A 12,770-nucleotide genomic window follows, 5' to 3' on the forward strand; every position below is an offset into this window, starting at 1 on the left:
CAAAGCTAAAGACACGCATTAGAAAGGGCAATATGCACTTCGTGGGACGGATACTATAGGTTTGCTTCTTAAGAATGGCTATTTAGTTACGAATCAGAATATTATGATACGAAGATTACGGAAAGTGGGAAGGACTTACTAGCAAGTCGGGAATTATTAGGAGACCTAAAAATTAAAAAAAGGGCAACTATTGAATTTATAATAAAATGGATTTCTGTCGTTTTAAGTATTTTAGCCCTAATTGTATCAATATGGGCGGCAAATGGAAAATAATTATATGGTAATTTCTCCTTTATATCATTTTTGCAAGACGAGGCAAGCAGATAAGAGAAACTCGCATATTATCCCAAAGTTTCTAGGTAAAGACCTATATAGCTGTCTTGCATAATAATATTTAATAGGCCGCAAATGTAAAAATATTATGCCCTTTCCACAAGTTTTCGCGTTGACCCCAGACATGCACGACATACAATAAAAACCGCTCCAGTATTGACTTTGGAGCGGTTCGTATCGCTATTTAGCGGTGAGGGCGGCACTTGTATTGCCCCAAATATCTTATTGCTAATTAATTACTTATATGCGTCTTCATTTTTTGTCCACCGAAATGTCCACATCAAAGCCAGTAATTCAAATAGACTTAAGCGAAGGTAAAAAATATTTAATTATCATAGTGTAAAAATCAAAAATATTGTCTTCATTATTTATTACTAATACGCTTTAAGATTATTGTCTTCAATTAAACTAGCAGATCATTTCGAAATAAGATGACTTTGCTTTATAATGCCTTTAATAGGCTGATGCAGACCTAAAATTCCTATCCTTGTTAAGAAGCTAGTGATAACTTTTTCTCTGAGAATTTGAAGCCATTTTATAAATCCTGTTGAATTATTGCTAAATCTTTCTTGTAGCTTTCTAATAAGAACTCATTTAACTTGGTAAACTTCGCAAGCTCTTCGATTTGTCTATTTAGTTTTTCAAGCCGATACTTTCTCTGAATTGAATCATCTTTATAATTGTCTAAATCAATCGATGGATCATTATCAAAAATTACTTGAATAATTCTTATATCATCATTATCATGCAGATTGACCGCATTTTCGATAATAGATTGTGTTTTTTCATTTTTTGCCTTTAGAGCTGCTTGGTTCAAAACGAAAGCTATCCAAATTCTGGCCGTCTTGTCAATTTCTTTAGCAATATTCATCCATTCTTCCACAGATTTATAATCTAAGTTATCTGTTTCTAATTCCGACAAGTCTTTGTTAATCAGATCATTATAAAAATAAGGCTTCTCGGTGTCAGGATTTAGTTGAGATAATGTGTCTAAGATAGGCTCGAAACTTTGTAAAGGCCTTCTTCCCGACGGAAGAGAATGTCGATGTTCCCATAGTTTTAGTATTACATCAAAACACTCTTTCTCTGCAACTTCTTTTTCCCTGCCTTCTGATTGTTCTATTGCAGTTATTTTTTCAGCAAGATAATGAGCCATCCACCGAGAGAAAGTATCAACCCCTGGCTCTAATTTAAGCTCTTTAACGAAGAGCTTACCCAAGTTTATTACTTCTTCCTGTAGTTTTAAGTTCTCCATTCGACGATAGTATAAATAGTTTATGTATAGGTTTTGAATATTCGTATTTATCCTCCTTGCTTCGGTATTTATAATTAATTTCCCTGCTTATTCCAATTTTCAATATCACATCACAATTAAGAGTTGAACACATGTGTTTTAAAAATTGCAACGACGCTTTTAATCGTTTACCAGCCTGGCTGGGGCTTTCATCTCGGTCTCCTCTATGACTACTCCATATTTCGCATTTCAAGGTAGGGTCACATGATTCTGGTAAATACCAAACTTTTCCATCACCTTCTACAGACAAATTTAATCTACTCACAATATCATCTCCTATTACATAATAAGGATAATCTAGATTATCAGCATAAGGATCATATTCATCTAATCTTTTGGAGACTGATTCATCCTTAATCCATCCCTTAAGCTCGAAAGAACCTGATTCTATTTCCATATCACTCTCTTCATAGTCGGGAAGTTTGTAGTCATAAGGATCACTGCAAGTTTCTAATGCTCTCATTAATGACTTAGAAGTATCTTTGGAAACTAAAGCAGATACAATTGAAAAGCTTTCGGTCCTTTCATTATCTTTTTCTTCCCATCCTCCTCGTATATTAAGCCATAGTTCTTCATTATCATCTGTTGTTAGTAAAGTTTCATAAAAGCTGTTTTCTGAGATATCTGTTCTCCAATTATCTCCTTTATTTTTAGAAATCCATTCTGGTCTCTTTAATGGTACTTGGTCACGATAATCAATCAACCATTTCCCATCTGTACACGTTAATACATGTTCTGAGATCCACTCATCCCATTTACTATCACACCGATCTCGTTTTACAGCCACAGGCATTTTTTCAAGAAACCTTGCTGCTGCTACCATCATTGAATGGTATGACAAATAAAAATCAAGGTTGTCTGTTCTTGGATAGCTTCCGTGGTCGTGCGAGGTTTCTTTTGCATTGGAATGTCTATTCCATATAACAACTCTCGGATCATTGTTATAGCCATTTTCCTCTTTTATACCCCATTCTTCAATAATAACATTAGCAGCTATATCTTCTACTTGTTTTCCTGGTACACCAAAAACCCTTCCTAACGGTTCAAACCAGTACCTATCAAAATCCCATCCGAAATAAAAATCATATTCTGTATTAACTACTTTGTTTATATGCCAATAACTATCAACTCTCTCATTGTAATTCATTTCCACTGTTGGTATATTACTTTTACCAACGGCTTTTAGTTTATTCAGTGTTTCCTCACTATAGACATCCCCCAAGCAGATTGAGAGATTGACCGCTATTTCTGCTGAAAATTTCTGTATAAGGATGTGAGGTTCACCAAAGGCATATTGAACGAATATGTCTTTATATTGAGCCAATAGTTCCGGTTTTTCTAATGAAATTCTTGCTAAAGCAATTAATAAATATAATCTTGAGTGAAGGTTATAAAAAGGAAATTTACAGTTACCAAAAGCATCCACTTTGTCATGCCGCATCCAATAGATTAGCTCATTAATAATATCCTGACAGTTGAATTCAGCTAAAGCTCGCACCGTATGAACTGCATTCCACCGTTCTGATGACCGAGGCGACCCAAGAGCCGACCAAATAAAGCCTGTTATTTGATTGGCAACATTCTTAGATGTAAACAACCATTTATCCCATTCACCATCCCCAAAATCATTATCAATGTGCAGTTCAAATCTTGACAGTGTAAAATCAAGCAAATCCGGCGCCTTTTGAGGGTCGATTGTAAGAACCGCAATACTTACAAACCCAAAAAACATTTCTGCATCAGAGAATTCGTATCCGTTTGCCATGCCTTCAAATATTCCTTCTTTTAGTTTATCAATTTCATTTATAGTAAGGCTAAAGTCTTCTATAAAATATCTAAATGAATATGGAACAACCAGCTTCTGTGCGTATTTACTTCCTAATTTCTTTACTAAAACAAGCCAGTTTTTCTTGAAGCTGACCTTATTTTTCCATTCATCCGGAAGCGAACTGAAAAATGATTTAGTTTCATAGCTATTTAATTCCGATGACAATATTATATCAATAAATTTCCATAGATCTTTTTCATTTAATCTTTTTACAGCTTCAATCCAAAAGCTATCTATATTTTTGTAAAAGCGCTTGTCGAATAGTGTATTAAATGAATGAAGACATTTTTCAAATTGTTCACTGTTGAGAATATCCGCAGCACCAAAGACAGCTTCCCAATGTACATCATCATCAGTTCGATTTGTGTCTTGAAAAGTTTTATTTTCTTTAGCCTCCGACAATAACTTTCTATTCTTTTGATGGTAAGCTAATATTCCATCTAATGTATCATTCTGGATATTTTTTTGGGAGGCCATTTGCTGCATCTTCTCCCAGTATTCAGCGGTGGTACCTTCTATTTGAAGCAGATGAATGGCATCAGCAAATACCTTTTGCTTTATTTCTGTATTACCTTCATTTTCCAGGCAGATGGAAAGCAACTCTTCAAGTTGATGATAGGAAAAAAATCTTGACATCGCCCATCCTGTTGAAGGCGATACTTTACCAGATTGTACCAATTCAATCAGTAATGCTTCTAACTGGTATTCAAACCTTCCTATGTCTCGATCCCGCCACCGGCTTAATGCGGATATTCCTTCTCCGCTCGACATTCTCGCACAAACAGCAATTGCTTCACTTCTGTTCCAATACTTTTCACGTGACACATATTCTCCCACTACTTCGGCACAGCGTATAAAACGGTATGCTAATTCGTCGGAGATACTATTTGCATTGCATGCTTGTTTAGCAAGTGATACAACAGCTTCCCATCTTCTGACTATTTCGTCGCCAAATTTAGACACGATGTTTATAGCCTCTTCAAAATATACACTGGCGTCATCAGATGCTGTATTCAATACAGCACGGGCAAGTCCGATATATCTTTCCGCCGTTTCCTCCGGACCCCCTTCGGTGATGCTTTTTATTCGTTCATAAGCACTTTGCTCAAGTTCCTGTTTTACTAATGATAAATGTGATAATCTGAATGCTGCTCCTACTGTATTCAGCTCATCAGGAATCCATAAAGCCTTATTGTTCTTGATGTAGGTAGTGTAAAACCAGTTTACTTCTTCAGTATCTCCTTTGTTATATAGTATTAGAATAGATGACTGAAGTGAAGCAATCTCATTGGGTAAAGTATCGTAAGAACCATATCTATTGGCTCTTGCATTGTTTGATTTTTCATTCGCATTTTTTACTTCACTTTCGAAATTGAAGTCCTGCTGGTTCAGTATTCTAACCCTTAGAAAGTACCAGGGGCATAAGCCGTTGATTACTTCTTTGAATTTTTTAACCTCATTGTCCCGAGCATAGTCACTTTTTTCCTTTTTGTCAGCTAGATTTTGAGGCAAAATAGCATCAACATCTACTTCCGATTTATCTTCCAATAGGCTTCGGATTGCGAGTGCTTTTAGGTAAACGGCACGTTCCTGCGATTGATGTGCACTGTATACCATCTGTGACGCTTTTAAAGGGATATAATATCTCAATACTCTTAGAAGTTGTATAGACGGTAGGTTTCTGTATAGACAAACCTCTATAAAGGACACTATAGCTGATGTAATACTATCATCATGGTAGTACTGCTTTGGTTTTTTAATTCTGGATTTCGAATTTGTTAAGAGCTTTAAGCAAGTTTCAATGAACTGTTCTTCAGGAAATCTCCCAACTTTTATGAGTTCACTGGCAATAGCTACTGTATAGTACGGTTGCCTGATACAAATTTCCAAGAAATTATTAATAGCTTCAAAATTTCCAATATCTATAAACCTCTTTATTAGACTTTTCATTATGCCAAAAACAAATGCCTTGGACGTGAATCGATTTAGGAAACCAATACAATCTTCTACTCCGTAAATATTGAAAAATGCATATGCTAATTCTAAAACATCCCTTTCTGTAACCTTATTTTGCGTATGGCGCTCATCGCTTTTCCGAAGCTCTTCAAAGTATATTTGTAGCCAATTTACAGCAGCCCTTAAATAACCTCTGGCTTCTCCTATATATTCATTAATTCCTGACAATAATGAAGCAGTAAAGACATTCTCTGAACCATTCCAAGCACCATTTAGTAAGCGTTTAAATGCAATATCCTGAACCTTTTGTTTATCCTGTAAAATAACAAGCAGGTGAATATTGTTTTGAAAAAGCCCATGTTGCCGCTGATTTCCAGCCACTTCCTCGCCGGCTCTCATTGCTATCTTTATGGCATCATTATAATGTTTGGCTCTCAGTGCCGCACGGAAAGCAAACTGTAACCTGTAGACACGTACATTTCTTGCATCGATTGGATTGTCTTCCGGCAAATAACTGTCCGAGAGTGCAATTTCAATTAATTTTTCATATTGCTCTGCCTGAAGGTAGAGGTGCGGCAGAACCTCGGCAACATAAGTGTACTGATTGGCTAAGGGCTCTAATATGTTTATATAGGCTTCAAAATTTTCTTTCTTTGCCAAGAAAGTTTTTCTAAACCACGTTTCCGTTGGCTCATCTCTGAATTGTACAGACTGGTCTGACAACCACAATGAGCGACCAATATCTGCTACAAAGCTCTTAATTGTCTCGGTCGTTACTCCAGATGCTTTTGCTAAAATTTCTATTGGAATATGAGGAGGTAAACTTGCTAACCCTAAACATATTGCCTGTATTTGTTCCTGGAATGAATCCGATAAGAAGTCCTTTATTTTTGAAACTGCAGTATTTAATTGCAATTCAATCTGCTCTTCAACGGTCATTCCAGCAGGTCCTAACCTATTTAGTAATTCAGAAACAGATGATGTATGGACACTTAATGCGTTTGACTGTACACGGGGATTGCCACTGGTTAACCGATGAAATTCCGTTCCGTCTTTTTCATCAGCTTCGGAGAACCATTTCCGTAGATTTATTAATGATTCTGTTTCGGAAAATGCTGCTAATTTAAACTGAACAATTTTGGAGTTAGGTTTTAGTAACTGAATTCGTTCGGTTCTGCATAATAAAACCAGCTTACATCCATCCGGTATATTTTCACGAAGCAACTCGTTGGCAAAACAAGGATGGTTATATTCCTGAGCTGCTATTTCTGCATTATCTGCCGCATCAATCAAAATAAATAAGGTGGCAGAATCACTTGTTTGTTTTAAGGTTTTTACAGCGGCTTCAATACGCCATAAGAACTTCTTCATAATGTCATTATCCTGAGAAGTGTCCTGTACGAGCAAAGGATCGCACAGACCTTTTACAGCGAGCTCATTGACGATTTGAACCAAGGCATCTCGATGTCTATGTCGAGGTTCACTACGATTTCTATATCGTCCCGCTCCAAAACAATCATAGGCAATACCCATTGAATCCGAAGGTAATGAATGTATTAGCTGGCGACAGAATACAGATTTACCAACACCACCTGGTGCATGGACAATGACAGGATATAAAGCATTTGAAATATTTTTGATAAGCTCTTCGTGTTGTTCCCGATCAATGATATTTTCTGCTTGCTCCCATATGGCCGGAGCTGGGAACAGGTCTCTTTCAGCGGAAATACCAAAGCGTTTTAAAATATCTTCCCGGGAAATCATTCCGTTAGAGTCCGGTAAAACCCTTTCCTGTACGAGAGCAACAATACTTTCAATTTGTGCATTATCAACAGCTCCAGCTATAAGTTGTGCTATTTCTAATCTCAATTCATCTTTTTGAGAATTGTAATCACCCTCGCCATCCTGAAAGTTTAATAGTCTACAAAACTGACTTAGTTCATCAGAAGAAAATCCCGTATATTTTTCAACGGTTTCTCGAAACCTATCATTAACAGTTTCAGCATTTGCTAAGAAACTAATGTTCTGTTTGAAAGAATCTTCTACCGGTCTGTTGGTAACGATGGTAAATGAAAAATCTGGAGCATTTGTTTCTCTTAAATGTTGGGAAAACCTTTTTGAAAAACCCTCAATGGTATCTTTCAAGTCACTTAAAACAAAAGGAGTATCTTTTTGAACCGTCGTGTGTTTTAATTGGTAATACTTGATCTGTTTTTTGTCAATTAACTCGTCGTAATACTCAGTGACATCTATAACATATTCCCCTTCTTTCTCGTTTTCTTCTGAACCTTCAATTACAATAGTGCGTAGCGAAGTGTTAGGATACACCAACCCTAAACAACGCCTGGCTGCCCACCTATAATGAAATACATCGCCTGCTCTTGAATATGCGACTAAGTCGTTTGGCATTTATTGTTATTTTTATCTCAAATTCATCAATTCCTCTACCAATGCCCACACCATTGTAGATGGATTATGATTAGCATAATCCTGTCTGTCGAATCGTTCTGCTAAACGTTTGCCACTTCTGATAGCATTTTCCAAACTGCCGTGTTCCTTTAATAAAGCGTACATTTGTTCGCTGTTCTTTTCGTATCGAAAATTGTTCCCCAAGACCGGCTTAAGATGACTTTCAATCATATCTTTATAAACTCGTCGAGACATGGCATTCTCATAATATTGGAAATGCAATAAATACCATAATTCAAATGCTTCATTATTCCATGCACATCCGATACCAGAGTTATGACAACGTTGAATAGCTGCGTTAAAATCCTGAGCGGAGAAGCTATCCCGATCAAAAACTACCCATAGCTTATCTATCTTACGTATGGTATTTTTTTCATAAGCACTTTGCAACCGCAATGCCTCATCTACTAAAGATTGCGTATTCCTTCCGGTTCCTTCTATGTCTATTTCATAAGCGGTCAATACCCCTTTAGGTAAGTCTTGCTTAAGCCCTTCAAAATAATTAGGTTCAGTAGCTTCTCCCTCGCACACGATAAGGTAATACATTCGTTTATTCCGAATGTCCTTTTTCCGTTTTTGGTCCTTTCTTGCAAATCGTTTTTGCTGCTCATTTGGGATTTTTATTTTTCTTGCCATTCCGTTACCACATTTGATAGGTTACCAATGAACGGAATCGCACCATAACGACCCTCGATATAATCTTTCTCGAATGAACGATCTTTACGGATCGTTTTTCCTTCTTCTTTATATTCTACCAAAGAGTACATATTCGAAACACCATACTGATCTTTTTCCACAAAATAAATCTGGTCTCTCCGGTAATTTCCGTAGTACAATAGGTTAGTATCGTGTGTTGCAAAAATCAGCTGGGCATTATTTCGATTAAATTCTTTGGAATTGAACAGCTTTGTGATGGCAAGCGTTAATAAGGGATGTAAACTGGCATCTAGCTCATCCACCACCAGCACACCTCCATCGTTCAAAACATCAAATACAGGCCCGGAAATATTAAAAAGCTTGTTGGTGCCCGCTGATTCCTGACTGCGCATATCAAACTCTACATTTCCGACAGCCTTATCTTTTGCGTTATACTTTTTATGGATCGTCTTAATGTCTATTCTAAATGCGCCTTCCAAATCGGTTACTAATTGTTTTACGAAGCTTTCGGGCATGTCGTTCGGCAATTCTTTTGGATCAAATGGTTTTTTACTAATAGTTATATCATCAAATCCAAGATCCAGTTTTTTGTAGAAATCAAGTAAAGTGAGACTTGTTTGCTTGTTTTCCAGCATCTCAAATGTTACCCCTTTATACCCTTCATGGCTTAGACCTGAAATCGTAATAAAATTGTTGAACCATTGCATAATCTTTTTGGCAATTTTACCGTTAAATTGATCTGCTACGGCAAGGAATAAAGCATTATCCCGGGTACGTTCTTCCAGGTCCTTTCCTTCAGGAAAGGATTTCATCACCTCAATGCCATCTTCTTCCCTTAGAAATAAAGCTTTTTCCACATTTTTAATAGCTTCAAACAGCCATTCGGAATGTATTTGCTTGTCGTCTACTTCGAAACCATAGCGATAACGGGTGTCATCAATAATAAAAACAACCTCGAAGAAGGAAGATGCCTTTTCTGTTTCTGTGTTTAATAAAAAGGGCGTGATATCCAATTCATCAGCCGATGATTGCTCAAAAGACAGCAAAATCAGTCGCCTCATGGTGGACATAGCGCGAATAAAATTGCTTTTGCCGCTCGCATTTGCGCCATAGATGACAGCTCCTTTGAGCAAATCACTGCGTTCCGTGGAAAATATATTAGTATCAATATGCTCCTTTATGGAAGTAGCCGCAAGACTAAGCGTCGTTTTTGCTTTGAACGAGAGATAATTGCCTACTGAAAATTCAAGTAACATAATTTGAGTATTTATGAGAGATTTTCTCAAAGATACACTATTTTGTTGAGATAGGGTAAAAATTGAGAAAAAATCTCATTTTAAACAGTTAATGGCTTAATATAGCCCTATAAATATAAATATTTTTAATGAAATGTCAGCCAGATCCGGCATTAAATTTATTAAACCTACACAAAAATGGTATGTTTACGCCCAAAAGTAAATCTTCAAACAAGCGGAGAGAATCGAAGTGCTTCTGGAGAAGCAGATAGTGCGCCTGGAAAGGCGTTTCAGGTGCGTGCGAAGGGTAAGGTTTTTGCGTTCAATATGGTTGGTGCCATTTCGCTTTGTGGAATGTATACTCGTTGGCAATAAGGTTCCGTATTGCTTGAGTTTATCGGTATATACTTTAACGGCATTTGATAATATCAAGGTATCGGTTATCTGTTTTAAGGTGTTATTCGTTCTTCGTCCAACCGCAAAATCAATGACCTCTTTAGTATCCTTTCTTATGGCATAAGCAACCCACAACTGGTTATTCTTTTCCCTTACATAGGTGCAAAGCTCGTCAAGCTCATACTCCTTGCCCATTGCAATAATCGGCTTTGTTATACCTTTAGCGATTTTTTTTATTCTTCGGAGGACTGTTGTTACAGAAATTTTTAATAACCTTGATATGCTGCGAATGCCGCAGCCTTCCTTAAGATGTTCCTTAATGCTGTTATTTATTGTTGGGTCATAACCATTATAATCATAAGTGTTAATAAAACAGCGCTTGCAGGACTTGCATAAATAACGTTGTTTGCCATAAGCAGAGCCATTTTTTACGCATTTGTTGCTACAATATATGCAATTTTTTTGCCCATCAACAGAAGTAGAGCACTTAGAGGTAAAATCGTTCATTGGGCGGCGAAATTAGTGCAAAAAATAAAGTGGACGGCCATATATGCCGTCCACTTTATTTCTCTTCGAGTGTATTTTTTGTTGAGTATAAGCTGTTTCCAACTTCATCAACAGATGTGATACACTACCTCTTATTGCTAATTAATTACTTATAAGCGCCTTCATTTTTTGTCCACCGAAATGTCCACATGGAAGTCAGTAATTCAAATAGACTTAAACAAAGGTAAAATTTATTTCAGTAACCACAAAATACTTTGAAACAATTAAGCTACCGATGAATGAAATTGGTCTATAACGGCAGCTATATAATCCTCTTCGCATGAGCGGAATAAAAGGTTAGTAGTTTGCGCCATTAAAGTAATATTCGATAACTTTAATTTTAAATATCAGATCATATTTAGCGGATGCTTCATTGGACTGCGCCTGGAAATTGGTATTTTGTGCTGTCAAGAAATCTGCAGCATTGATTAGGCCCTTATCGTATCGTTGTTGTGCAAAGTAAAGTCCGGTGGCCGCGGTTGCGGCGGCGCTCCTAGTGGCATTGTATGTTTGTAATGCTGTCTGCGCATCATTCCAGGCTTTAAAGACTGATTGTTTGAGTTCCGATTCCGTTTCTTGCTCCTGCAAACGTACATTTTGCAGAGCCAGCCTAGCTTGTTTTATGGTATAGCGTGCAGATAAACCATTAAATACGGGAATATTGATGTTCAGTGAAATGGATTGTGAAAAGTTATTTCTTAATTGCTTGCCCCAAGGCATTAGCACCTCGTCTCCATTGGAAAGGTATTGGTAATAGTTGGAGGAATAATTTGAGCCAGATGAAGCGCTTAAACTAAGCTGAGGGTATAAATTGCTTTTGGCAATTTGTACATCTTTTTCTGCGCCTTTTACTTTTAAAACACTGCTTCGTATACCTCCCAGTCTGTTTGCTGCCACTTGAAAAACTTCTTGCGGTGTTAATGTATAAAGATTTTGAAGTGGAATGTCTTCCTGCGCTACTGGAGCTGGAGCAAATGGCGTTTCCAATTGAAGGTTTAGAATGGCTTTCAGGTCAATTACAGCCTGGTGATAGTCAAGCAATGCCTTAAAATAAAGCGTACTGTCTGTTGTTAGCTGCGTTCTCATCTGTGCCATATCCAAACCGTTACTTCGTCCCGCTTCCAATAGTTGCGCTGTTTGATCCGTCTTTTGTTTGCTGACAGCCAGCGCATCGTTACTAATAGAGATTTGCTCCTGTGCTAAAAGAATACGCAAATAACCTGTGACTACGTTTAAGGAAACATCATTTTGAATTTGATCGACGTCTGCCTCGCTTGCCTGGTGAAGTAAATTACTTCTGGCAATCGTATTGCGCTTCTGAAACCATCCGAAAAGTAGAACACTCCCGCTTCCATTCATACCCGTATAGTCATAGCTCGAATTATCAAAATCATTGGTGGTGGGGTTGATGGAACGGCCAAAACTGCGACCATAACCTAACGAAAAATAGATATTCGGTAATTGAGAAAGTTTGGTTTGTTCTGCATTGAGTTTTGCTACACTGGAAAACCCACTTAAATTGACCCCCTCCCGCCATTTGAAACTGACCCCCGTCTGCCATTTCAAATTGACCCCGTAATACCGGCTCAAATTGACCCCCTAAATAATTGATAGAAGAACAGTTGTTTTTGTAGGATAAAAATCGGTTGTTTTAAGCAAAACAAATCGAGATAAATCATGTCCAATAAACCAATTGAGATGTTTAAAATAAGACAGGTATTACGACTATATGCAGATGGCCGGGGCAGTAAACTTATCAGCAAAACAACTGGAATAGCCCGCAATACTATCAAGAAGTATTTGCTGCTTTTTGTAGAACTACGCCTTACCATTGAGCAGATTGAAGCAATGAATGATAAACAACTGGCTACTGCATTTTTAATACAGAAGCCTAAAACAACCAGCAATCGTTCGCAGGAATTGGAATCGATGCTACCCGAACTTGTTACGAGGTTAAAGAAGCGCGGCGTTACTAAGGGAATGCTTTACAAATACTATGTAAGCCAAACAACAGAAAGCTTTAAACACTCAGCATTCCTGGTGCGCTTAAATGTTT

7 protein-coding genes are annotated in these 12,770 nt (G+C 37.3%); 1 reads left to right on the top strand and 6 read right to left on the bottom strand.

Annotated elements, in window-relative coordinates; genetic code table 11:
- Positions 1 to 868: 868 nt before the first annotated feature.
- From ACQR30_RS03300 to ACQR30_RS03325, 6 genes are all read right to left on the bottom strand, one after another.
- Entirely contained in the window at positions 869 to 1,588 is a 720-nt protein-coding gene (locus tag ACQR30_RS03300) for a hypothetical protein (RefSeq protein WP_429731215.1), read from the bottom strand.
- Positions 1,545 to 7,820, bottom strand: a complete 6,276-nt coding sequence (locus ACQR30_RS03305) for a hypothetical protein (RefSeq protein WP_429731218.1) — start codon at positions 7,818 to 7,820, stop codon at positions 1,545 to 1,547. The genes ACQR30_RS03300 and ACQR30_RS03305 overlap by 44 nt, the downstream gene beginning before the upstream one ends.
- 12 nt (positions 7,821 to 7,832) lie before the next feature.
- Positions 7,833 to 8,516: an RloB family protein gene (locus ACQR30_RS03310; protein ID WP_429731220.1), complete on the bottom strand. Its 684-nt coding sequence runs from the start codon at positions 8,514 to 8,516 to the stop codon at positions 7,833 to 7,835.
- Positions 8,501 to 9,793 (bottom strand): AAA family ATPase, encoded by a 1,293-nt coding sequence (locus tag ACQR30_RS03315; protein ID WP_429731223.1) that lies wholly within the window; start codon positions 9,791 to 9,793, stop codon positions 8,501 to 8,503. The genes ACQR30_RS03310 and ACQR30_RS03315 overlap by 16 nt, the downstream gene beginning before the upstream one ends.
- Before the next feature lie 186 nt (positions 9,794 to 9,979).
- Positions 9,980 to 10,675 (bottom strand): IS1 family transposase, encoded by a 696-nt coding sequence (locus tag ACQR30_RS03320; protein ID WP_429731226.1) that lies wholly within the window; start codon positions 10,673 to 10,675, stop codon positions 9,980 to 9,982.
- Between the two features lie 336 nt (positions 10,676 to 11,011).
- Complete coding sequence (locus ACQR30_RS03325) at positions 11,012 to 12,280, bottom strand: TolC family protein (RefSeq protein ID WP_429731229.1); 1,269 nt, start codon at positions 12,278 to 12,280, stop codon at positions 11,012 to 11,014.
- 111 nt (positions 12,281 to 12,391) lie between these two features.
- Here ACQR30_RS03325 and ACQR30_RS03330 point away from each other — a divergent pair.
- A partial coding sequence (locus ACQR30_RS03330; protein ID WP_429731232.1) for a hypothetical protein occupies positions 12,392 to 12,770 on the top strand: 379 nt, incomplete at its 3' end.

Source organism: Arachidicoccus sp. (assembly GCF_050436765.1).
GTDB lineage: Bacteria > Bacteroidota > Bacteroidia > Chitinophagales > Chitinophagaceae > Arachidicoccus.

Coding starts and splice junctions, on each gene's coding strand:
- ACQR30_RS03320 (WP_429731226.1), bottom strand. CDS start 10,675: ATGAACGATTTTACCTCTAAGTGCTCTACTTCTGTTGATGGGCAAAAA.
- ACQR30_RS03305 (WP_429731218.1), bottom strand. CDS start 7,820: ATGCCAAACGACTTAGTCGCATATTCAAGAGCAGGCGATGTATTTCAT.
- ACQR30_RS03310 (WP_429731220.1), bottom strand. CDS start 8,516: ATGGCAAGAAAAATAAAAATCCCAAATGAGCAGCAAAAACGATTTGCA.
- ACQR30_RS03300 (WP_429731215.1), bottom strand. CDS start 1,588: ATGGAGAACTTAAAACTACAGGAAGAAGTAATAAACTTGGGTAAGCTC.
- ACQR30_RS03315 (WP_429731223.1), bottom strand. CDS start 9,793: ATGTTACTTGAATTTTCAGTAGGCAATTATCTCTCGTTCAAAGCAAAA.